Raw genomic sequence first — 24,442 nt, 5'->3', positions numbered from 1 at the left:
TATACTGTACACTTATACAGTATATGCGTTTTAGGTTGAGTTATGTTTGTCATTCCCATTTATATAGAAGCAGGCGTGTGCGGTTTTGAATCCCCTGCTGCACAGTATTCTGTGCATGGTGTATCGCTTGATCAACTGTTAATAAAACATCCCGATGCAACCTTTATAGGTATAGCATCGGGATGTTCTATGCAAGAAGTGGGTATTTTTGAAGGCGATTTACTGGTAGTCGACCGCGCAGAGCAAGCTAAAGATGGCGATGTAATTGTTGCTAATTTAAACGGTTTATTTGTGTGTAAGCTGCTTGATAAGACAAATGCACGGCTTTTATCGGCATCACCTTTGTATCAACCAGTACAAATAACACCCACTGACGAGTTTCAATTAGAAGGAGTGGTTAGTTTATCAATAAGAATGCACCGCCAAAACTCTGAACTACTGTCATGTATGCTTTAGTTGATGCCGTGTCGTTTTATGCCAGTGCTGAAAAAGTATTCGATCCTGCAATTCGTTCAAAACCAGTGGTTGTGCTTACTAATAACGATGGTTGCGTGTGTGCAATGTGCCCTATTGCACGGCATTTAAATATTCCTAAATTTGGCCCGTACTTTAAAGTTAAGCATTTACTTGAGCAAAACAACGTTGTTATTCGCTCTAGCAATTACGCGCTTTATGCTGATTTAAGCGACAAGATGATGAATATTATTGGCCGCTTTTGCGATACACAACACATATACAGTATTGATGAATCGTTTTTGAACTTTAATGGCTACACATCGTTAATTAAAGATTGGCATGAATACGGCCATACAATAAGACGCACTGTGTGGCGCGAAACAAAGCTTCCTGTAGGTGTAGGTTTTGGCCCAACCCCTACTTTAGCAAAAGCCGCTAACCACGCCGCTAAAAAGCTCAGTGGCTTTAATGGCGTCGCTGTTATAGACAACGAAGCAAGTAGGCAAGCTATTTTGCAAAGAATGAGCTGCCAAGATGTATGGGGGATAGGTAAACGCTTAGTAAAAAAGCTAAAAATAATGAACATACATACTGCATGGCAACTAGCACAACAAAACCCTAAGACTATACGCCGTGCTTTTAGCGTTGTAGTAGAACGCACAGTAAATGAGCTTAACGGGATAACTTGTTTAAACTGGGATGATGTACGACAAGACAAGCGTGAGATATATTCAACGAGAAGTTTTGGAGAGCGTATAAGCGAGCCTACCGCACTTAAAACTGCATTAATAAATCACATAACTATAGTCGGACGAAAATTAAGGGCGCAAAAGTCAGTAACAAAGCAGCTTTATATTTTTGCGGCAAGTTCATCCCATGAAGATATATTTTATAAAAAATCATTTGTATATCAATTTACTACACCCACAAACAACACGTGCATTATGGCCAATGCACTGTCTGAAGTGTTTGAGCAAATATACAGGCCCGCTGTGCGGTTTTATAAATGCGGTGTAGGCGCTTTAGAGCTAACTTCACAGCAATTTCAGCAAAGTGATTTGTTTGATCAACGCAGTGACAACCCACAATTAATGAACTGCCTAGATGCCATTAATACACGATACGGTAAAGGAATGCTTAGTTTAGCTAGTAGTAAACTAAATGAACGCTGGCATATGAACAGAGATTTTTTATCTCCTCAGTACACCACTCGCTGGCGTGATATACCCAAAATATATTGTGAATAATTAAAGCTACTTTATTTACTATTACTTTGCTTTTTAAACGTACATTCAACACTTGGCTCACTTAACGTATATTTAAGCGTATTGTTAGCTAAAAATTGAATGCTTTGTCTGATTGTTTTTTCATTTACGGTGTCTTCACAACGGCTCATTCTTAAGCCGTTATCTAGGCCGTCACTTTTGTACTTTAACGAACTAGTGATAAAACAAAAATTCGGCTTTTTAACTGTTTGTGTGCCATTGTGTAGCGAACCAAATATAATTTGTTCACCAAGCTTAAAACCTGCACTTGGATTATTTTTCTCTAATAAACTCAACTCACTATCAACGCACAATGCAGAGTTAGTTGATAGCACCTCATAAGCACCCAATTTTGATTTTAAAAGTGGTATAAAGCGGGTTTTATTGCTTGGCTCAGAAAAAGCATTTGCGCTTGTAAAAGCAACTGTTAATAAAGCGAGTGTTATGTATTTCATTTTGTAGATATATCCTCGTGAGTCAGCGTGTTAAATAATAGCAAAATGCCTAATCACTTAGCTTTTATAACTTTTAACAACTATAACAGAGATTTACTATAAAAGGAGAGAAGTCGCACTACAGGAAGTAGATACTGCATTAACAATCATTTTGTTGTTGGTACTGTTTATATACGGACTCGAACAACAAAATGATTAACGTGCTATTGCTACTGCCAGTACTTTGCAAATAATAAAGGGTAGCTTTGCTTTAAAAACTTAGGTTTGTCTTTAAAACGTTTACCGTTGGGTTCATCGCTGCCTGATGGAATAAACGGTAATTCATCTTCATTGCGATCTTCAAATAATAAACCAGCAATTAAGTCATATTCATCGATGTATGGATAAGGTTGCTCGTTTAAATAGTAAACAGGCGTACACTGTGCAATCGAGTCGGGATCCACTAGCGCATTTTCAAAAACAGTTTTACCTCGAGAAATTAACCAACATCTAAACTCACTAAAACCGTAGTCGTCATTACATCCAGCCATTACAAAAGCGGCACCAAACAAATCCCAGGTAAAACATTTACGCATATGTATGCCAAAGTGCTTATCAAAATCAATAAGGTGTTGATCGCTTAAATCATTAAGTTTAGTTTTTAGGTTATCGCTCACACTTTGTGGGTCGAGTCCTAAATCAGGTGTTGTTACTAATTCCCAAAAAGCCTGCTCTGTTAACGCTGCCATTATAAAATCTCTTTTACTCGGCCAACTTGACCATCTTCTAAACGTACTTTAATGCCGTGTGGGTGATTTGGTGATTTTGTTAAAAGGCGCTCAACAACACCTTCGGTTAATGTACCGCTGCGTTGATCTTCTTTTAATACAATATTTACTGTTATGCCTGGTGAAATTTGCGAACGCGTAGGAACGGCCATAATTGAAACCTTTAAAGTAATTTATGTAATTATAAACATCACTGTGCTGTCAAACCAACTAAACCACTATTAATTGGCAAAAAATAAAATCTGTGCTGGTTTAATATTCAGTTTAATACTCGCCAACTGCGTAAATATGATATCCGCTAATTCATCAAGCTGAGGTTTAGCAGCGACAAGCGCAATATCGTCATTAAAATAGCACTGTACCTTTAACGTGCTCTCCTCATTACTTAAATCGACTGTGTGTGTTAAATAATTAAAGCCAACTACTGTTTCTTTTATTGCTTCACACGCAACAGTTAATGCTAAGCGAATTTGTTTCTCTCGCTGCTTTTGTGTTTTAGTCATAAATAATCACGCAACTTATTTCGTCTCTGCTTTTTGCTTTTTTTTAAACTCTTCGTAATTAGAGTCTTGTTTATTTAAGCATTCATAATATTCTTTATCTGCTTTATAGTTACATTCATTAAGCCGCGCCGATTGAACCTCATGAAAGCGTGCGTCTGAACTGCAACCAGCTAACAGGCATAATCCAATAATCGGTAATGCACTATTTTTTAGTTTATTGATAAACATTAAATTTCCTTACACTTTCGATATCAAAAAAGCGTTAAATTATGGCAATATTATTGTATATTAGCGCGATAAAACCTTACTTTTCACAGGACCCCTTATTATGATGTCGCAGTTACAAACGTCGTTTCAGCGTATAGACAAAAGCAAGATATTTCAATCATTTGTTATAGCTGTCATTATTGTTTCTGCCCTTACTGTAGGTGCACATACTTATTCACTCCATCCAACCGTAGAGCTTGCCTTATATTGGATGGACATTGGCATTACCGCCTTTTTTTTAATTGAGTTAGTAATTCGCTTTATTGCAAGTAAAGGTATAAAAAACTTTTTTTCTAAAGGATGGAATATATTTGATACCATTATAGTACTTGGCAGTTTATACCCTGCTGCAGGCTCTACTATGTTAATTGCGCGATTATTACGAATATTTAGAGTGTTACGGTTAGTCTCTATGATCCCAGAGTTACGCTTATTAGTAAACTCACTACTCAAAGCAATTCCACAAATGGGCTATATAGCGCTGCTCATGTTTGTTATTTTTTATATTTACGCCGCAATGGGCAGCATGATGTTTGCTGATATTAACCCTGTCCTTTGGCAAGACGTATCCATTTCAATGTTAACTTTGTTTAGAATCGCCACATTTGAAGACTGGACCGACATAATGTACGAAACAATGGCGGTATACGAGCTAAGTTGGGTTTATTACCTAACGTTTATATTTTTAACCGCTTTTGTCTTTTTAAACATGATGGTAGGTGCCATTTTAGAAGTTATGGGTGAAGAGCATCGTAATGCACGAGAAGAACTTGCTGATAATGACTCGCTGCCCGCAACACAAGGGCAAGTAAACGAATTAAAAACGCAAATTGCGGAGTTAAAAGTATTATTAGAGAAAAGGCCTAGATCTGTATAAGTGGCACCTGTCTCTATAAGGTTTGGTGCCACTTAAGATCCATTAGAATAAACCGCCCTATTCATATTTGCTATTTTTCAGCTTGCTGCTTTTTTGTATTTTCAAATGATATAACGTCATCTATTTTCATATTAAATGCATCAAAAAAGGCATTTTTTAAAACCGATACAACAGCTTGAAAAGTCGAAACATCAGTATTATTTAATTGCCCTTCAATAGGAATACGTGCTGCAACGAGCTTTGATTCATCGTTTTCAAGTATGCTGCTGAGTAAATCAACACTTCCCTCAAATATGACCGTGAATATCTCATCATCATCTTTTTCAATATCTTCACGCCAAGAGAAGACTCGTAAGTTTTGAACACCTGCTTTTACATAACCCGTTAAATTATTATCTTTAGCCACAAGTTCCATAGCGCCATCTATTCCACCAGCTTCAATATCAAATGGTGTGTATACTTTAAACACAGTGTCGAGGTTTTTAACTGAAAAGCGTTGCACTTCAGCATTTAAATCAAAATTAGCCTGTTTGCTAAAAGGATTAAGCTTGCCACTGAGCTTTAACATCGCCTCTCCCATTAGTTTTCCTTCAATGTTTAACGATGTTACAAGAGGATTTTCTAAATTTTGTGCATTTGTGATATTTTTAATGCGAGCATTAATATTTGATACAAAAGTGGGTTGCTCCGTATTGTTAGTCACATTAACTAACGTTACGTTTCCTTGTTTAACCATCAAACTATCAATAGAAAACAAAACTAAATTGTTTGCAAGTCCAACCCATGTTGTTTCATCTTTTACTTGTTGATTTTGCTCTACTGTATTGGGATCTTTATCATAAATAACAATTTCTGGGCGGGTAAACACCATGTTAGTCACTACATTGCCTTTAAGAAGTGCTGACCATGCAAGTGAAAAATTAAGTGTTTCTACACCAAGTAATGGTTTAGGGGCAGAAACGGAATCGACAGCATAAATTTCTATATCATCAATGGCATAGGCCCCTTTGTATAAAAACAAATCAACATCGCCTACATGTCCAGTAATACCTTGTGTGTGTTTAAGTTGATAATTTACATAATACTGAATCGCATGAGGTGCAGCGATCCTGATAATAAGGGACACCAATAAAACAACAACCAAAGCATTAAACCATTTACTGAATAAAAGTTTAGAAGATAAACTCATTTTAATTTCCTTTATATGTAACTCTGTAAGTAATTAAAATATGTAAAAACAACATACAATTGTAAAAACACCACGTATACACCGCTTTAAATACCCCAAAATAAAGTTATTTCTTATCAATAACGGCTTTACTAAAATTTTATAGCAAGCGCTATACCAGTGTTATAAATAGCTTTAGACAGTTAGCTATGTTTAGCTGAAATAATTGCGTGAACGTAACTCGAATAAATAAATATACTCAACTAAAGTTAAGCTAACGCGTCTTAAAATAGAGCATATATGAACCCACTTTCTTACATATTAGTTACTCTTCTTTTGACCAGTATTATCTGGGCTATCATTTTTTTAATGTCTTGGTTCACTTTAGGTAAAAAGCAATATGCATTACTTTGGACTGGTGCTTTTACTCTATCAGTATGTCAATGGGCAACTATTTTAGGCAGATCACTGTTCTCCTCAGATATAACAGTATGGATGCTGGCAAGTAGTTTTTCAGTTGGCTCAGTGCTACTTGGCACGTGGGGACATTGCATAAGAGTAAATTCAAGCATACGTATCCGATATTTAATTTTTCTTGCCATAATCACACTTGCAGCCGTTTATTACTTTAAAGCTGTAAATGTACATGTGGGCCTGTTTATGTCCTTGTATATTTATTACGATGTTATTTTATTGGTGCTCAACGCTGCGATCATTCTAAAGCATAAGCAAAAATCACTCCCTGCAGAAATAGGTGCCTCTATTACTTATATTTTATGCGGAATATTTTTATTTTTTGCCGCCACGGTAGCGCTTATGCAAGGCAGTCAAGTTAATCGCGAATACATTGAGTTATACAACCTTATTAATTTTCTTACCGTCCCTACAGCAAATGTTGGTATGGCTGTATTTATCATATTTATTATGGCTTCTGATCTGGCCGATGAAATGGAAAATTTAGCAATGACAGATGTACTAACAGGTTGTTTAAACCGTCGAGGATTTTATCAAAAAAGCCAAGCCAAATTAGCTGAAAAGTGCACTGAGCAATACATGAGTTTAATTTATTGGGACATAGATAACTTTAAAAAGATAAATGATGATTACGGCCACGCTAACGGCGACTCAGTGCTCATTGAAGCGGTAAAAAGAGTCACTAGTCATATAAATACGAATGACTTATTTGGTCGAATTGGTGGTGAGGAATTTGTTATACTCGCAACCAGTAACAGTGAAGAAAAAGCTAAAGCAATACCAGAACAGCTAAGACTTGCGTTAGCAAATGAGCCTTTTGATCTTAACGAGCAATCTATTAATGTCACAGCAAGTTTTGGAGCAATCAACATACAATGTCACAACATGACTGTTGAAAGTGCAATAAATCAAGCCGATAAAGCCTTATATAACGCTAAACATAAAGGCAAAAATGTCGTCGTTTATGCATAGTGTAAAATTAAGCCTGTAAGTTATTAACCTTTATATTAAAAAGGGTTAGTGTTTTGCCAACCCTTTTTAATGATGCTTAATTATTAAAATACATTACGACTAACCAACGATAATGCGCAGCATACGACGAAGTGGCTCTGCTGCTCCCCATAAAAGCTGATCGCCGACTGTAAATGCGCTAATATATTTTGCTCCCATTGCTAATTTACGAATACGGCCAACAGGAATGTTCAAAGTGCCTGTTACTTTCACTGGGGTTAAATCTGTGGCGCTAATTTCACGTTCGTTAGGGATAACTTTTACCCATTCATTATGAGACGCTAATATTTCTTCAATTCTTTCAACGCTAATGTCTTCACGTAGTTTAATGGTCATCGCTTGACTGTGGCAACGCATAGCACCAATACGTACACACAAGCCATCAATTGGCACCGGCTGTTTAGATGAGCCCAATATTTTATTTGCTTCAACTTGCGCCTTCCATTCTTCTTTAGATTGGCCGCTTGGCATAGGCACATCAATCCAAGGAATTAAGCTCCCAGCTAAAGGAACACCAAACTGATCGTGCGGTAAATCGTTTACTGCCATTTTTTCACTCACTATTTTATCAATTTCTAAAATAGCGGAGCTTGGATTGTCGAGCTGCTGTGCAACACTTGCATAAATAGCGCCCATTTGTGCAATAAGCTCTTTCATATTACGTGCACCGGCGCCAGAGGCCGCTTGATAAGTCATTGGGCTTACCCATTCAATTAGGTCTTGCTCAAATAACCCGCCTAAAGCAAGTAGCATAAGTGATACCGTGCAGTTGCCCCCAACAAACGTTTTAACACCTTGATCTAAGCCTTGTTTAATTACATCTTTGTTTACAGGGTCGAGTACAATAATACTGTCGTCGCTCATACGCAGTGCAGAAGCGGCATCAATCCAGTAACCATCCCAACCCGACTCGCGAAGTGCAGGGTATACCGCATTGGTGTAGTCACCACCTTGGCAGGTAATAATAATATCCATTTTAGCAAGCTCGCCAATATCGCTTGCATTAAGCAATGGTTTTGCATCACCCGCTAAATTGGGGCCTAATTGGCCGGTTTGTGAGGTGGTAAAAAAAGTAGTATCGATTAGTGCAAAGTCATTTTCTTGTTGCATTCGCTCTAATAAAACAGAGCCAACCATGCCCCGCCAACCAACCAAGCCTACTTTTTTCATTGTTTGTTCCAAAGTTTGAGTCATAAAAATTACCTAATTCATTAAAAATTAAAATTCATTGCGTGAGATTTAATTTTCATTAACGTCAAAATAACACCACCAGCAGCCTAAAACTAGTGAATAAACTGTAACTCAAATATTTTTCATGGTGCGAAAAAATACAATGATATAAAGCGATTATTTTAAACTTTAATAAAAGCTTAACTTTGTTGAAACCTGTATTTACCAAGCTTAGTAGGCACATTGAATAAAGACGTTTTGTGTAATTCTATATTCAACTAAAGGAAAAGATAATGAAGACACTTACTTTCGCTCTACTCGCTTTAAGTTCAGCATCACTTAATGTATTTGCAGATACAACGCTTTCAGCAAGCACAATGACATTAAAAGAAAATGAAAAAGTCTCTTTTAAACGCGCAGAAATAAATATGGAAGAGCAACAAGGCGTACTAGTCAATACTGCAACAACCTATTACAGCCCAAAGGTATGGATAAATGGGCGCTTAGAGCAGTTTTTTGTGGGCTCTACAAATGGGAATCAATTTTGTGAAGAGCGCGGCCACAACCAAGAAATATCTGGAAGCACAATTACTTGCGGAGAGGATGAAAGCGCCTATGGAGACTTCGATTGGTATAACCAATCATGGGGCATGAAAAGCACGGGCAGTAAAAACCAATGTTATCAGCTCTATGCAACTATAAAGTGCCAATAAAATATCAAACTAACAAAGCCCTGTATTAAATGCAGGGCACGTAACTATTGACTACTTTAGCTGTAATGGCTCACATCAATCTTGACAGTGTAGAAGTGAGGTTTCAATCTAACGTACAGTTATGAGCGAATTACAGCCAGTCAATAATTGCGATGTATAAAGTCTAAATTTGATTCTAACGACCCATTCCAATTTAATGACATAGTTAAAATACAGTTAAACAGCCGCTAATTAAATTTCTTACTTAAGCTTTCAAAGAAACGCCTTACAATGGCCAAATAACACCATAAGTGCTGAAGTATAGCCATGGTAAAAGTGCGAAATCAATGTAAGTACAGAAAATAAGAGAGCTAGATTAAAGCGTAGTGAAGCGATAAACGCAAACATATCAAGAGTAGTACTCTGTAACCACACATTCGAAATGCTCGGTATTTTGTTAAATATCTCTGTATAGCTCACAGAAGGTAATAACATCAGCAATAACGTCAGTAATATAATCGCTATTTTTCTCAAGGTAGCGTTTATATAAGTCTAGTTTATTGACGTTACTTCGAAGTTGAATCTACCTTTATTTTGTTTAATAAGATTTGCTATTTTACGATGTAAAAATAGAACGCTTGGACAAAGCAACAAACAGGAATTTTCTTCCTTAAATATAATTACCTGACACATATAATGAAAATTTATTAAAGGTAACAGTTTTTAGCGAAAATAATCGCCCTTAATTTGATGTTCATCATTTCCTCGTCTATTCATATATGAGTAGTTTTTAAATAGGTATGTAAATGAACGAAACTAAAGTTAACACGGGTGTTGATCCCTTAAATACTGATTTTAAAATAGACAATGCGTTTTTGGCGCAATTGGTTGATTGCTTGCCTATGGGTGCAATGATAGTGAATGCTAAGGCTCAAATTCTTTTTGCAAATGATCAACTGTCTGAAATACTTGGCTACACTGACTCAGAGCTTATAGGAATGAACATAGACAGTTTACTTCCTTCACAATTTAAATCCAATCATACACATTTAATGAGCCAGTTTTTTGCAAAGCCTAGAAAACGTTTAATGGGTGCAGGTCGTGAATTGTTTGCCAGTCAAAAAAATGGCGCTCAAATTCCGATTGAAATAGGCTTAAACCCCATACGCGGAAAACAAGAATTAGTATTAGCAACGCTGGTAGATATTTCACAAAGGCTTCGCGCTAATAATATGTTTCAACGCTCTATTCAGGCTGTACCACATGGGGTTTTAATAATAGATAAAAATGGCATTATTCAATCAGTGAATAAATCGATTTGCTCCTCTTTTGGTTACAGTGAAGAAGAGTTATTAGATAAAAAAATGGAAATGCTATTACCAAAACGCTATCAAGGACATCATGCAGGGCTGCGTCATTCATTTCATCAAGCGCCCAGCATAAGAAGTATGGGAGTTGGAAGAGACTTAACCGCGCTAAATAAAGACGGCAAAGAGTTTCCTGTAGAAATAGGTTTAAGCCCTTTTGAGAACACGAATAATGAAGACATGGTATTTGTCTCGCTATTGGACATTAGCGATCGAAAGAGAATGGAAGTAGAGCTAAAGGAAAACAATACTAGCCTAAAGGAATTTACTTATGTGGCTTCCCATGACTTACGTTCTCCATTGAGAGGAATTTCTAATTTAGTTGAATGGATTAAAGAAGATCTGGGGACAACGACAGATGAGGTACAGCACAATTTAACGCGTATTGATGAACGTATTTTAAAAATGGAAACGTTAATCGATAACTTATTAGACTATGCAAAAGCAGGTAAGGCCACACTGGATACACAAAAAATCGATATCAATAAGTTGGTCAATAATGTAGAGGAGTTATTAGAATTTCCTGTGGGTATAAAGCTTAAAAAAGACATTCAACTCGACAGTATTGTGTCTGCATGGACACCACTTGAAACTGTTATTCGCAATTTGGTGAGTAATGCCATCGGACACCATGACCGTGAAGAAGGAATTATTTTAATTCGATCTGTTGCAGAGAATACTCTCTGCCATTTAACCGTTTCTGATGATGGACCGGGAATACCAGAAGCAGCTTATGAACGTATTTTTAGCTTATTTCAAACGACAACTTCAGGCGAAAGACAAGGGGCAGGTATTGGCTTATCCATAAGCCGACGGCTTACAGAAGCGCACGGAGGAAAGCTTAATGTTACGTCGAATCAACCACAAAGAGGAGTAACATTCCATGTTTGGTGGCCTCGTTTTGCAAGGAAAGAAATCAATGATTAAGAATCTGACAATATTACTCGTAGAAGACGATGATGTGGCTGCAGAATCAGTTATGCGCAGCTTAAGAAAAGTGGAGCCTGCAATTAAAGTCAACTGGAAACAAAATGGGCAGTTGGCCCTTGATGCATTACGAGAACAGGATCAATCAGGAAGGATAGCTGAACCATATTTGGTATTACTAGATTTAAATATGCCAGTGATGAACGGGTTCGAATTTTTAGAGCAGATTCGCCTTGATATAAAGCTGCACGATACTGTGGTATTTATTCTTAGTACGTCAAACGAAGACAGTGACCGAACCCGAGCGTACCACAACAATGTGGCAGGCTACATGGTAAAAAGTTCTATAGGCCCTCAGTTTGCTAAGTTAGCAAAGCTTATGGATGCATATATGAATGCGATTGAGCTCACATAGATCGTTTTGAGAAGAGCTATGATTATGATGAACAGGGTAAATACAATGGAAAAATTTGATCTGTCCGATAGCGTTAACCTTCTCATTGTTGATGACAATAGTATTGATAGGGAGCTAATACGTCGTATGGTCTCTCGTTCTAGTATGCAAGCTAACATTTTTGAAGCCTCTTCGTTAGAAGATTCTATGTCTTGTCTAGAAAAAAAAGAGTTTGATTGTATTATTGTTGATTATCGGTTGGGGATCAGTTCAGGGCTTACCTTACTCAGTAACATTAGAAAGTCTGTGAATCATCATTGTGCCGTTATAATGGTCACGGGCCTAGGCGATGAAAATATTGCAGCTGAAGCTATGCGACTTGGTGCAAGTGACTATTTATTAAAAGATAAATTAAAGAGTACTCAACTTTTGCATTCTATATCTAGCTCAATTCAACGAGCCACGTTAGAGAAAAACCTCCATAATATGGCACATTATGACAGTTTAACGGGGTTAGCCAGTCGGCCAACCTTACTCGAACAGCTTAGCAATGCGATCGCTTCTGGGCAGACACTCGCTGTTGCCTATCTAGATTTAGATAATTTCAAACCCATTAACGATAAATACGGGCATGAAATAGGAGATTTTGTTTTAACAACCATCGCCAACCGACTAAAGCTTATTGCTCGTAAAGAAGACACCCTTGCACGTATTGGAGGTGATGAATTTGTCCTGCTATTAAAAGGATCCTTACACACAAATCAAGAATATGAAGATCTTCTGCAAAATGTTCTTATTGAGATCAATGACCCTATTCTATTAAAGGAATACGCTTGCTCAGTACAAGCGTCAGCAAGTATTGGAGTGGCTCTTACCAATGATGCTGGTTTAAGCTGTGATGATATTCTACGCAGAGCAGACCAAACCATGTATCAAGCTAAGACCTTAGGTACGAATAAAGTTCTATTTTATGATCCTGAAGAAGAAAGCCGAAGACATGCTAAACATACTCTACTAATGGCCGCCGAAAAAGGGATTGCCCGTAACGAATTTATTTTACATTATCAACCAAAGGTAGACATGACAGACCAGCGTTTAATAGGCGTTGAAGCATTAATACGCTGGAATCATCCAACTTTAGGTTTGCTATATCCAGCTGACTTTTCTGATGCACTAGAGCATCCCTGTATTGGGATTTTAATGGGTGAGTGGGTGCTATGCGAAGCCTTAAAACAACATGAAATTTGGCAAAATACACAGCTAGCCATGAGTGTTAATATCTCTCCAGCACATTTACTCAGTGAGGGTTTTGTCGAAAATTTAAACGACCTATTATTAAGTACACATAGCATGGGATCTAAGACACTAGAATTAGAAATTCTAGAAAGCACAACAATTGGAAACATTGACCAAGCTGTAGATGTGCTTGAAGGTTGTCGTAATTTAGGGGTTAATATTGCCTTAGATGATTTTGGTACAGGCTATGCCTCTTTAAGCTATTTAAAAAAATTACCATTAGACACTTTAAAAATAGATAAAAGTTTTATCAAAAAACTCCTATCAGACGGTGAAGATAGATCCATCGTCACCTGTATTGTGGCGCTCAGTCAAGCGTTTGGCTATAACCTGATTGCAGAAGGAGTAGAATCTTTAGAGCATGAACAGGTCTTAATTGATATGGGGTGCCGTCTCGGGCAAGGGTATTATATTGCCAAACCCATGTCTGCTGATAGTATGACCGCATGGATCCAAAATATGGTAAAAAAGCCTATCCATTAAATTAAATATCTACCCTATATTTTGCTTAATAACACTAATTTTTTGAATAACTGAAAAAGCATAAACTAAGTGTATAAGATCATATGAAGAACTGGGTATCGGAGTTTACCCAAAAAATGTAGAAGGAACGTTGTAAATGTGCATTCGAATAACCCTAAGTTCATCGTAGCCTCAGTTACGCTATCCATAAAACAAAAATATTTTATAATGTAACTTAAAAGTTGCGAGTAAAGCATATTGTTTGAAAGAAACTAGCCACTGATTATCAGTTCAATTTGGCATCGTGTTGATTACACGCAAAGCCTAAATCTTGCAATACCCAAACTAGGTTCAAAAATAATTAGCGGATTCTCTAAAGTATGAGCCGTAATCGGTTAAATTAATGCTCATTCACTTAGGCACATAACCAAAACACTATTTATACCAATCTACTTATATATGGGGTCTATTTAACGTTAAGAAAATTACGCTAGAACTAGGCAAAGATTTATGCAGGTTGGTATTACCATCCCCCTTACGACACTATTATTGATTTCATAAATAACAAGCAATAAAAAGCCCTACATTTGGTAGGGCTAAGTAATACTTACTGTAACTGCTATTTATTAGAGAGTGTTAAAATTCATAACTAAAGCTTAAGCTCAACTCTCTCGGTGTTTCTTGAGAACGTATTAACACATCATTTTGATTAACTTCAAAATTTTGTCCTAACATATTCTTCACCTTAAATGTCAGCGTGGTGTTAAAGGTAGGGTAATAACTATAAACCATGTCTAACGAGTTTAAAGGTTGCTCGTAAGCATCATCAAAGTTATTAACACCCGCAGCTAAAATACGATCACCAAATACATTATAGATAACAGAGGCTTGATGCATGCCATCATGCGAATCGTAATTCAATTGTAAATTAGCAACGTATTTTGAATGACCTGTCATGCGTCGTTTTAGGTTTGTCAGATCGCCGCGCTGCTCCTGTGCAATTTCAACTTCTGAATCACTGAGTGTTAAGTTACCAGAAGTAAAGAAAGCACCGCCAAGAAAATCACTGTGCAACTCAGTTAACCATTCGGCTTCAATACCATAAACATAGGCTGTATCAGCGTTATCAAACTGCAGGGTGAAACGGCCATCGCTTTCAGTTAACAGTGCTTCAATTGGTTTATCGATATCTTTATAAAAAGCGCCAACAGAGTAGTTATCGCCATTGTCCATATAAAATTCGATACGCGCATCAAAGTTATCTAAAGCGCTAGACTCTAAGAATGGATTACCTAGAGTACGGTATCCTGTAAGCGGATCTTGGAATTGAACAGGACTTAGCTCACGTAAATCAGGGCGAACAACCGTACTGCCATATCCAAAACGAATTTGATATGCCTCTTGGCTATACGTCATAGATAGTGAAGTAAAATAATCATCTTCCATGACACTTGCTTGTTCTATCGCATCTGCACTTAGCTTGTCAGCTAGCAAAGCAGGATTAAATGCTGAGCGAGAAAAAGCTAAAGCAACTTGGCGAAAATCTTCATAGCGTACGCCACCACTTAAGCGCCAATCTTGAGCAAACGTTATGTCAAAAGAGCCGTAATAAGCATCAATCATTTGCGCTGCAAGATAATCATCGGCTGTTGGTTCTTGGAATAACAACTCGACATCAGTTGAATCAATAACAGAGTCATTAGCAAAAAAACTGCCGATTGACAGTGCTTCATCTTCACTTTGCGCGAGCTCTAAAGCTTGAGTTTGGCTAAAGCGATAGTTAAAAAAGTCGGTACGGTAGTCACGTGTTTTTTCTACAAAATAACCGCCACCCGCAATTTCAACTTCGGCATTGTCAAAGTAAAAAACTTTATTTACATTAACACCCCAGTTTTCTACATCGTCTTCTAACTCAACAAATCGATACAAATAGGGATTGCCCCCTAAGCTACCGTTGTAAAATGTGCGTTTATATTTACCATCAAGATATTCATCACGAACCGTTACTTTAAGCTCACCTGGGATACTTGTTGTTGCTGTAGAATCAGTGTATTGCCAATCAACACCTACACCTTGCAAAAATCCCCACTCTAAATTATGCGTACCACGAAGCTGAAGTATTTCTAATTCGCGCTCTTCAAAAGAGGTTAAGTGGCTGCGCTGTAATTGACCAGCATCGATGCTTAATGACTTTGATGGCTCTTGGTACAATGCAACAGAGGCTTCATCTTCAGTGTCTCGCAACATCATGTAGGTTGCAGTTAAATCATGGCCCTGTATTTTATACCCTAAATTTAAAGAGCTATTTAACTTTATATTATGCTTTGTCGACACTTCTTTTTCTGTTGCAGAGTAGCAGGTAAAGTCATCTTGTGAACAAGCAGACTCCGATGCGTCAACTGAAGAAAGGACTGCGCTAAACTTTTCAGCATTTGACCATTCATTTTCATAAGCAACTGACGCTAAAAAACCAAAAGATCCATCTAAGCCAAATAAGTTATCAAAACGATCGCCGTAGACCGCTTTAATACCGGCATCAGGGTTCAAGCTTTCTTTTTCCAAGCCAAAGTCTCTTGGCAACGCTTTAGCTAAACTTTTATTTAAATCAATCGCTGCGGCTTGACCTATATCAGCTCCCGTGCGCTTTGATTCTACGTCTCTGATATTTCTATACGAAATATCAGATAAGCCATTAATATACGTATTTAACGCTGTTTTAACGCTATTAGGTAATGCTCGCGTGCCATCATCTTGGCCAAGCCAATCATCACTGCCACCATTATATGTATAGCCTTCGTCATTTGTATCTTTATAGCTTGCGCCAATTTCGACTTTAAATAACGTATCACTAGGAATGCTTTTTGTTCTAATGTTAACGTCGCCACCACCAAATGCTGCCGGCATATTAGGTGAGTAGGCTTTTTGAACAGCCAAAGATTCAATAATACTTGATGGAAAAATATCAAGTGGAATAACGTTTCTTGTTAAATCAGGGCTTGGCACTATAGCGCCATTTAAACGCACACTTGAATAACGCTCACCTAACCCACGCACATAAATAAACTTATCATTAACTAACGACAAGCCTGTAACACGACGAAGTGCTGAAGCGGCATCGCTGTCACCCGTTCGAGAGATTTGCTCAGCGCCCATTATATCAGCGACGAATGCCTGATTTTTACGCTCATCAATAACTGCGCTCGCACTCCCTTTAAGACGCGTGCCTGTTGCAACAACTTCTTCTATAGCCTCATCATTTATTATTTCTTGTGCCTGTTCGGCGAAAGAATGAAATGAAGAAAAAAGGGAGAGCAGCGATAAAGTTATTAGATTAGTTTTAAACTGCTTTTGATGTTTCATATTTATATCCTCTAAACCTAAAGTTCCCTTAAAAAAGGCGCCGTAGCGCCTTATAATTAGAGCCGGTCTAGATTAATTACTAGCGCGTTGTAAAGATGCAGCTACAAAACTAGCCCACTCGCTTGACTCACCTTCTTTAAGCGCACCAATGTAGCCTGCGTTAGTAAAGAAAGCGTTAACTTCGCTCATGTCTTTAGCCGTTGTTGCAACAGCAGTACCTTGTGAATCAGTAATAGTTGCAGCAGTTGAAACACCATCGGCACCAAGCACATTTGCAAAATCAGCGAAACCAATTAACTGGTTATTATCGCCACCAGTAAACCAAGTGCTTACATCAAAACTAGCTAATGAACCCGTTAAAGGCGTGTTTACGTTTTCAAAGTTTTTACCACAGGCAAAAATTGAGCTCATAAATGCAATATCGCCTTTATTTGCATTGGCATGCACACCTGCATCGCCTGATTTGTCTTTTTCATTGTATAAATCAAAACAACCGGCACCATCTACAGATGACGAGTTTACAAACAGCATGTTAGCTAATTGCGCCTTACCCCATTCTTTCATTTCCATACCGGCACCAGTACGGCGTCCATCTGCGCCTTGGTCACCCGTAGTTACAACCGTTGCATTAGCAATCGTTGGGTTAGAAACGGTTGTTACTAAATCTTGAGCGTCTGCTGATAATGGATCTACCTTTGCGCCATCTGTTTCAAAGCCATGGTTACCATATTCATTTGAACGAACAAGAATAAATTGTCCAAAACCTTTCCAGCCTTCATCCCAGTCAATGCCGTCATCGCCTGTATCAGTAACAACAATATGCTTAAGGTTAACGCTGCCACCAAATAGCTCAATACCATCATCGAAACCATTATGTACATGCACGTAATCAATGGTTGTACCTGAACCGACAGCATTTAGAGTTAAACCATTGAGTTCATCACCTTCAACACCAAAGCCCGCATATTTAATAACGATATGCTTAAGGATACCGCTGTTATCTTGCGGATCATTACCACCGTAGTAAGATACAATACCTTCAGCAGAGTGATTACACATGTCTTGTGCAGCAGCTGCTGTTGTACAACGAATAGAATGGCCACGACCATTTACCTGTACGCCACCCCAGTCACCAATTTGTGCTGTTGTTGAATCATCGCCATCAACTTCTTTGATACTTGTGAAAATAATTGGCTTATCTACTTCACCAATTGCTTCAATATTTGCGCCACGTGCAACACGAATAAAACTCTCAGGCTTAGTAAAAGCAATTGTCGCACCGGCTTCAATAGATAATGTAGGGCCATTGCCGTCAATTGTAGCGCCTGTTGATGTGTCTACATCATCACCAATAAATAACGCACCTTCAAACACATGCGCACCATCGTTATCTAATGCAGAAATGACAAAAGAGCTGGTGATTTCTTTAGCATTGCTTGCAAATGCTTGGCTATAAAGACAATTAACGCCTTTGGCCTCACCTGTAAATGTCGCGCCATCTAATGTGTATGTAGCACACATAACAGTTTCACCACTGTTACCACCTGGGTTAGTCACCGAATTGTCTACACTATTGTCTACACTGTTATCAGCAGTTGTAGGTGTAACGTTAATATCACCACCACAACCAGTAAGTGAGATTGCAGCAGCTACTAGGCTGACTTTAAATAAACCAGATAATTTCATTGTTCACTCCGTTAAAGTATTTAATTATTTTGTTAGCGTGTTATTAAACTCAAGTCACCTAAGTACATAAGTTGATGTATTTAGGTCACTTGAGTTCTTAGCTGCGACTACCTTACGGGAGCTGTATGACAGCGCCGTTACACTTTAATAAACATAAGATGACAACGTTAATTTATTAAATTCAAATGGTTACTTAAAATAAAACGAAAAAACCGCCTAAAATAAATTTAAGGCGGTTTGCATAGTGCGATTATGAAATTGGTTTTTTGCTATACAAATAACGTATTAAATAGGGATCAAAGTAATGCCGTTCTAAGTGTTTCGGCATGTACTTTTTCACGCTTTACATACTTGATCCATTGCTGCGCTAAACGCTGAGATTTTTTGTGTTTCTCAGCTTGTTCAAACGCTAAAATTGAGGCATCGAAATTTTGTAAATTATACTGCGCCATACCAAGAGCAACAAAGGCATTTGATTCAAAATCAAGTGAGCCTTTATCGAGTGCTTTACGCGCAGCGTCGGCCGCCTCTTCATATTGCTCAGTATTGACATACACTTCCGCTAAGCGTTGATCGTACTTGCCATTAACCGATAAATCAGCTGCCTTAACAAAGTATGCAATTGACTTATCGTCTTCTTTAGCTTGGATCATGGCTTCGGCTACAAACGCGTAATTTTTTGCCGTTCTCTCAGCAACACCCGCCTCAATTGCTTTACTCATAACTACGCCTGCTTTGTAAGCTAAACCATTGTATAAATACACTTGAGCAAGTTGACGCAAATCAGATTTTGAGGTTAAAAACCCTTGTTGATAAGCAGCCTCAATAACAGCAAGTTGCTGTTTCTCTTGCCCTGTTTCACCATACATACCCGATAACTGAATCCAATATTCTGGCTTGTTATACAGTTTTACCATACGCTCTAATACTGCGACTACTTTATCAGTTTGATTAAGCGAGTAATGCATTGCACGTTGTAATACCAACCAGTTTTCTTTAGGTGTTTTACCTTCATCATCACTTAATTTTATTACTTTAGAAATATACTCCAGCCCTTTATTGTAATCTTTTAGCTGATAGTAGGTTTGTGCTCGTAATAAGTAATAACTTTCGGTGATGGGTTTAGTATTAATGTCATCCCATTTATCTAAAAATGAAATTACTTTTTTGTAGTCACTGTTAGCCATTGCTAATTGCGCTAAGCTAAATGTAGTGCTTATACGTAATGACTCAGGAATTCCTTCCTCTGCAACTACTTTTTCAAACGAGGCTATTGCTTTTGGTAAATCGTTCTCGTTGTAATAAATAAACCCATAAAAGTTATGCATCATCGCAATTTCGTATGAATTCATACTTGATGAGCGCTCATTGATGGTATCTAATGCCTCAAGCCCTGCTTTAACGTCGCCATCATCAGCTAGTTTTTGCGCTCGCGCCAATTGGCTGTACACCTTTTCACGCAATGCAGGCACTCGTTTAGTTTTTTGCTCTTGTGCTGCATTGGCTGTGGCTACATCTACACTGGGTAAAATGCTCAACGCACTAGGAGCAATAATACTTGTACTTATCGCTGCGGTGCAAAACAGTGTTAATTTCAAAAGTTTTGCTACAGGTCGTAATGTTGTCATTGATTTCATAATCATCTCACTTTTCGAACCATTTATTCGTAGGTTTAATTAATCGCTAAATTAACCACTGATCTGGAAAGAAATTTTATTCTGAACACCCGCAACTTCAACGGCTTCCCCATTCACTACGCGTGGTTTGTATTTAAATTTAAGTGCTGCATCCATAGCCGCTCTGTCAAACAGTGACTCTGGCTCTGCTTTTAAAACATGAGGTTCACGCACAGTGCCTTGCTTAGTTACTGTAAATTCAACAATAACGTAACCTTCTATACCTCGAGATAAAGCACGGCGTGGGTATACAGGGGCTACTTTTACAATGGGTAAATATTCACCGTCACTTGAGTCCAGTGATAAGCCACCTGATAGGTTTACATCCGCATCCACATTTGCTCCAAAGTCAAAGTTATTAGCATTTGCAGTCGCATCGCTACTTTGCATCTGTGGTGATTCCATCGGCGGCGGTGGCTCCTTTGGTGTCGGTGGTTTTTGTGGTTTTCGTTCTTTCTTTTGTATGCTCTCTTCTTTTTTAAGCCTTACAAAATCAAGTACATTGCCCTTAGCAGGCTCACTCATTGCCCCTTCGCCACCGGTGATCAGTGCTTGCATGCCTAAAAACAGCATAAAAGTCACTACACCGGCTACAATTAATGCTACTAAATAACGCATTACTAACCCTTATGCTTCTTGAGCTGCAATCGACACATCAAACACACCAGCGGCGCGTGCTGCATCCATTACTTTAATTAAAGTATCGGTTGTAGACTTTTTGTCTGCCTGAATGACAACACTACCTTGTGGGTTTTCAGCTTTTAAGCGTTCAATATTTGCTTGAACTGCACGTATATCAATTTGACGCTTGTTGATCCAAATTTCACCTTGATCTGAAATAGCCACTAATATGTTTGCACGTTCTTTTTTTACTGCTGTTGCAGCTTCAGGGCGGTTCACATCTATACCGGCCTCTTTTACGAACGACGCTGTTACAATAAAGAAAATAAGCATAATAAAAACAACATCTAGCATAGGTGTCATGTTTATTTCTTCAGCCTCATCTTCTTGCATTAAATTACCTAAAGGTGCTCTCATTTTATTCTCCTAGAATAAGCGACTGTATATAGCCGCTTATCAAAATATACTTAATGGTCTAATACCATGCTGTCTTCAAGAAGTTCTACTTCGCGTTTTGCTTTACGTTGTAAATACGTTGAGGCAAATACACCTGATAACGCACCCACCATGCCCGCCATTGTTGGAATAGTTGCTTTAGATACACCCGATGCCATTGAACGGGCACTGCCCGTACCTGTAATTGCCATAACATCAAATACTTCGATCATTCCGGTCACGGTTCCTAACAACCCCAGTAGCGGGCATAACGCAACCATTACATTAATTAAGGGTAAATTAGTGTTAAGTCGCATGCTCGCTCGCGAGATCATTGCTTGGCGTATTTGCTCAGCATTCCAACTGTTACGTTCTTGGCGAGTAGTCCATGTGTTTTTGACATCTTTTTTATAGCTACGAAAACCATTAAAAAAATAAATAAATCGCTCAAGTATCAATAACCACATCGCGAAGATTAACACCCCGATGACCAAGAGAACTTGGCCACCAGTGTCGAGAAAATCACGGATAGCATTGATTGAGTCAATCAATAGCACCATGGTTTATTCTCCTTTCTCACTTCGTTGGGCTATAATTCCCGCGCTCTGCTCTTGTAAAATAAGCAATAAACCTTTTGAGCGAGTATTAAGTAGTGTGTATATAAATACAGTAGGAATCGCCACAACCAAACCCAGTACCGTAGTGACTAGTGCTTGAGAAATACCACCCGCCATTAACTTAGGATCCCCAGTACCAAATAATGTGATTGCTTGGAATGTGTTGATCATGCCGGTTACTGTGCCGAGTAAGCCCAATAGCGGTGCAACCACTGAAATAATTTTGATAAGTGTTAAATTTCGGGTGATTTTTGGCATTTCACGTAAAATGGCTTCGCTTAATTTAAGTTCAAGCGTGTCGTAGGCTACATTTGGGTAATCGTCTTTTACTTTCATAACTCGACCCAATGGATTGTCATCTCGCGCTACATTATCCTTTAACTGACGACGGATTTTGCCACCTACCAGTAGTAAAGATACAAAGCGCTCAATCGCAATTAAAAGTGCCAATAGACCCACACCTAAAATAACGTAACCAACGGCTCCACCCTGATGTACTTGCTCAACGGTGTCTGGGGCTTGCACTAATAAACCTAAGATTGAACCACCCGTTGGGTCTAGCGCAAACTGCACAACACCACTTTTGGCATTTTGTAAATCACCCGCTGTCGCGGTATAACGAGATACAGGTTGGCGAGTAAGCTCACTTAGCGTATTTGTAACTGGGTTATACTCTACGTATTTACCGTTCGAGATTAAGTTAAAAGCACCTACTCGCATTACTTCTTGCTCTGCTTTATTACCGCCTTCAACTATAACCGTGGTAGTAAAGCGACTTACTTTGCCCTGCTCTGTCATTTCGCGTTGTAATTCGTACCATACTTTTTCTATATCTTCGATTGATGCAAGCTTTGAAGTCGATCCCATTTTTTGAGCAAGGTCGTCCATAAATGCACTTCGACCTGGTAATTGTGCAGATACCACAGACGTTGCGAACTTATTGCTCGAATCACCTGCAACTTGCTGCAATACACCAAATAGCTCTTTGAGTGAGCCCATCCGCTTAGATAAAGTGTCAGTTAAATTTGCAAGCTTAACTTCATTTTCTTCAAACTGTGTTTCTAGTCGCTCAGATTCAACAAGCATTTGATTACGCTTTGCTTGTGTGTCTTTTAACATTTGTACTTGTTCGTTTTGACGTGTTGCAAACACTTGTTCACGCTGTTTATTTTCTGCAGTTTGAACAGATTTTCCTTCTTCTAGCGTCTTAAGGAGCGAATCAAGGTTCATTGCCTCAGCAGCTACACTGGCACCCGCAAAGCTAATACTTGCAGCAAATAAAGCCATTTTTGTCATTTGTGTAAACAATTTCATTTTTAACCTCTTATTTTGCTGCATGTACTGGCAGAGTTAACATATCTGGGGCAAGTTGCTTGCGCGCTATGCGTAAACCTTTGTTGATTTGGCTTATTGTTGAATCAGCTAATGCTGTAAACGATTTTGTTTGTGCATCCCAGCTACCGGCTTTTTTACCATCACGTGTTAAATAAATAAGCTCTAAACGGCCGATGCGTAAAAAGTCCACTTCACGCTCTTTTCCACTTACCTCTAACAACGCGGTATACGCTTCAATTGTACGGCCGTAATCAACTTCGACCTGGTAAGCTTCAAGTACGCGACGAAATTTTTCGCTTGACGTAATATCAGCTCGATCCATCATGGTTTTTAAAGAGGCTAACCGTTTTGCACGCTCATCTTGTAAAAATGGCACATCAAGCGATACAAATTGCTCAAGGCCTGTGATCATACGCATCATTAATGGTGTAATTTGACGTTCAATAATAGAAACCTGATCCATTGACAGATTTAAAGATTCCATTTCTTCTATTTGATTATTTAACTGCTTAGTTAGCTGGGCGTTGTAAACAGCTAAGCCATCAATCTCTTTATTGAGGGTTTTAAATTGCTGTAAACGACCTTGCATTGAATCTGCAATCTTGTCTATTTTTGTTTGTGATTGCGCAGCTGATTTATTAATTTCACTGCTTTTATCAATAACCTTATCTAAATCGTTTGCGTGTACTGCTGCACTTGCGGCCACAATACCAGCTAAGATTAATGGTTTAACGCCTTTCATCGCATACACCTTTACTCGTTAATTAGCGGATTTGCTAGTTTGTTTTTTAAGGTCATAAACTTTGTAATATAAATAATTTATGACTTTAGAATTTCAATGAGCAGGAGTTTATAGATAAAACATGACAAGGATGTTGCGTAAAAAAGTCGCTTTTATGACAGTGGTAACAATAAAGACTTATAAAGGGGATTTGACAAAAAGAAGGGATATTAATTAATCAAACACCCTTCAATTTATGTGTTTTAATTTAAATTTGTTCAATCTAGGGGCGATTTAATCGCGGCGTGAGGTTTGTAATCGAGTGAACTAAGTAAAAACCGAGCAACAAAGAGTTAATCGTCCCTAGATCGAGCTCAAAGGGCAGCGCATGTTTGGCATTTATGCTGCGTTATCGCCTATTTATGTGGAATAACCAGAGT

General features: G+C 38.2%; 23 protein-coding genes. 8 read left to right on the top strand and 15 right to left on the bottom strand.

The features are described 5' to 3' along the window. Positions 1-42 precede the first annotated feature (42 nt). A complete protein-coding gene (locus PALI_RS19865) occupies positions 43-456 on the top strand; it encodes a S24 family peptidase (protein WP_138583991.1) in 414 nt (137 codons plus the stop codon). Next, positions 444-1,703 (top strand): Y-family DNA polymerase, encoded by a 1,260-nt coding sequence (locus PALI_RS19860; protein WP_193156733.1) that lies wholly within the window; start codon positions 444-446, stop codon positions 1,701-1,703. The genes PALI_RS19865 and PALI_RS19860 overlap by 13 nt, the downstream gene beginning before the upstream one ends. A gap of 11 nt (positions 1,704-1,714) precedes the next feature. On the opposite strand, the gene PALI_RS19855 is transcribed toward PALI_RS19860, so the two are convergent. The 5 genes from PALI_RS19855 to PALI_RS19835 form a co-directional block, all read right to left on the bottom strand. Further along, positions 1,715-2,176, bottom strand: a complete 462-nt coding sequence (locus tag PALI_RS19855) for a hypothetical protein (protein WP_193156732.1) — start codon at positions 2,174-2,176, stop codon at positions 1,715-1,717. A gap of 209 nt (positions 2,177-2,385) precedes the next feature. Next, positions 2,386-2,904 carry a DUF4240 domain-containing protein gene (locus PALI_RS19850; RefSeq protein ID WP_182703163.1) on the bottom strand — a complete coding sequence of 173 codons (519 nt, stop codon included), beginning with the start codon at positions 2,902-2,904 and terminating at the stop codon, positions 2,386-2,388. Further along, positions 2,904-3,095, bottom strand: coding sequence for a YwbE family protein (locus PALI_RS19845; protein WP_007377588.1), 192 nt, complete (start codon positions 3,093-3,095; stop codon positions 2,904-2,906). Before PALI_RS19845 ends, PALI_RS19850 begins: the two co-directional genes overlap by 1 nt. A 69-nt stretch (positions 3,096-3,164) precedes the next feature. Continuing rightward, complete coding sequence (locus tag PALI_RS19840; protein WP_193156731.1) at positions 3,165-3,446, bottom strand: hypothetical protein; 282 nt, start codon at positions 3,444-3,446, stop codon at positions 3,165-3,167. Positions 3,447-3,461: 15 nt separating this feature from the next. Then, positions 3,462-3,674, bottom strand: a complete 213-nt coding sequence (locus PALI_RS19835; RefSeq protein ID WP_077535320.1) for a hypothetical protein — start codon at positions 3,672-3,674, stop codon at positions 3,462-3,464. 100 nt (positions 3,675-3,774) lie between these two features. Here PALI_RS19835 and PALI_RS19830 point away from each other — a divergent pair, with 100 nt between their 5' ends. Continuing rightward, positions 3,775-4,590, top strand: coding sequence for an ion transporter (locus PALI_RS19830; protein WP_193156730.1), 816 nt, complete (start codon positions 3,775-3,777; stop codon positions 4,588-4,590). Between the two features lie 70 nt (positions 4,591-4,660). Here PALI_RS19830 and PALI_RS19825 read toward each other — a convergent pair whose 3' ends face one another. Further along, on the bottom strand, positions 4,661-5,779 hold the full coding sequence (locus PALI_RS19825) for a DUF748 domain-containing protein (protein ID WP_193156729.1): 1,119 nt from the start codon (positions 5,777-5,779) through the stop codon (positions 4,661-4,663). A 348-nt stretch (positions 5,780-6,127) separates the two neighbouring features. On the opposite strand from PALI_RS19825, the gene PALI_RS19820 reads away from it, so the two are divergent. After that, positions 6,128-7,204: a GGDEF domain-containing protein gene (locus tag PALI_RS19820; protein WP_226894571.1), complete on the top strand. Its 1,077-nt coding sequence runs from the start codon at positions 6,128-6,130 to the stop codon at positions 7,202-7,204. 99 nt (positions 7,205-7,303) lie between these two features. Here the strand turns inward: PALI_RS19820 and asd are convergent, their stop codons facing one another. After that, positions 7,304-8,437: an aspartate-semialdehyde dehydrogenase gene (gene asd / locus PALI_RS19815; protein ID WP_193156727.1), complete on the bottom strand. Its 1,134-nt coding sequence runs from the start codon at positions 8,435-8,437 to the stop codon at positions 7,304-7,306. Between the two features lie 269 nt (positions 8,438-8,706). On the opposite strand from asd, the gene PALI_RS19810 reads away from it, so the two are divergent. From PALI_RS19810 to PALI_RS19795, 4 genes are all read left to right on the top strand, one after another. Continuing rightward, positions 8,707-9,126, top strand: coding sequence for a hypothetical protein (locus tag PALI_RS19810; protein WP_193156726.1), 420 nt, complete (start codon positions 8,707-8,709; stop codon positions 9,124-9,126). A gap of 785 nt (positions 9,127-9,911) precedes the next feature. Next, positions 9,912-11,399, top strand: a complete 1,488-nt coding sequence (locus tag PALI_RS19805; RefSeq protein ID WP_193156725.1) for a PAS domain-containing sensor histidine kinase — start codon at positions 9,912-9,914, stop codon at positions 11,397-11,399. After that, positions 11,392-11,814, top strand: coding sequence for a response regulator (locus PALI_RS19800; protein ID WP_138584001.1), 423 nt, complete (start codon positions 11,392-11,394; stop codon positions 11,812-11,814). The genes PALI_RS19805 and PALI_RS19800 overlap by 8 nt, the downstream gene beginning before the upstream one ends. A 45-nt stretch (positions 11,815-11,859) precedes the next feature. Further along, positions 11,860-13,572 (top strand): GGDEF domain-containing response regulator, encoded by a 1,713-nt coding sequence (locus tag PALI_RS19795; RefSeq protein WP_226894570.1) that lies wholly within the window; start codon positions 11,860-11,862, stop codon positions 13,570-13,572. A gap of 615 nt (positions 13,573-14,187) precedes the next feature. Here the strand turns inward: PALI_RS19795 and PALI_RS19790 are convergent. The 8 genes from PALI_RS19790 to PALI_RS19755 form a co-directional block, all read right to left on the bottom strand. Then, positions 14,188-16,911, bottom strand: a complete 2,724-nt coding sequence (locus PALI_RS19790) for a TonB-dependent receptor plug domain-containing protein (RefSeq protein WP_193156724.1) — start codon at positions 16,909-16,911, stop codon at positions 14,188-14,190. A gap of 72 nt (positions 16,912-16,983) precedes the next feature. Next, positions 16,984-18,597 carry a hypothetical protein gene (locus PALI_RS19785; protein WP_193156723.1) on the bottom strand — a complete coding sequence of 538 codons (1,614 nt, stop codon included), beginning with the start codon at positions 18,595-18,597 and terminating at the stop codon, positions 16,984-16,986. 296 nt (positions 18,598-18,893) lie between these two features. Beyond that, positions 18,894-20,234, bottom strand: coding sequence for a tetratricopeptide repeat protein (locus tag PALI_RS19780; protein ID WP_193156722.1), 1,341 nt, complete (start codon positions 20,232-20,234; stop codon positions 18,894-18,896). Positions 20,235-20,285: 51 nt separating this feature from the next. Then, positions 20,286-20,891 carry an energy transducer TonB gene (locus PALI_RS19775; protein ID WP_193156721.1) on the bottom strand — a complete coding sequence of 202 codons (606 nt, stop codon included), beginning with the start codon at positions 20,889-20,891 and terminating at the stop codon, positions 20,286-20,288. Positions 20,892-20,900: 9 nt separating this feature from the next. After that, positions 20,901-21,311 (bottom strand): ExbD/TolR family protein, encoded by a 411-nt coding sequence (locus PALI_RS19770; RefSeq protein ID WP_077535309.1) that lies wholly within the window; start codon positions 21,309-21,311, stop codon positions 20,901-20,903. 50 nt (positions 21,312-21,361) lie between these two features. After that, on the bottom strand, positions 21,362-21,889 hold the full coding sequence (locus PALI_RS19765) for a MotA/TolQ/ExbB proton channel family protein (protein WP_193156720.1): 528 nt from the start codon (positions 21,887-21,889) through the stop codon (positions 21,362-21,364). Between the two features lie 3 nt (positions 21,890-21,892). Beyond that, positions 21,893-23,260 (bottom strand): MotA/TolQ/ExbB proton channel family protein, encoded by a 1,368-nt coding sequence (locus PALI_RS19760; protein ID WP_193156719.1) that lies wholly within the window; start codon positions 23,258-23,260, stop codon positions 21,893-21,895. A 10-nt stretch (positions 23,261-23,270) separates the two neighbouring features. Further along, entirely contained in the window at positions 23,271-24,023 is a 753-nt protein-coding gene (locus tag PALI_RS19755; protein WP_077535306.1) for a DUF3450 domain-containing protein, read from the bottom strand. Positions 24,024-24,442: the final 419 nt, after the last annotated feature.

It is taken from the genome of Pseudoalteromonas aliena SW19 (assembly GCF_014905615.1).
GTDB lineage: Bacteria > Pseudomonadota > Gammaproteobacteria > Enterobacterales > Alteromonadaceae > Pseudoalteromonas > Pseudoalteromonas aliena.
This window is presented reverse-complemented; position numbering and strand designations above follow the sequence as displayed.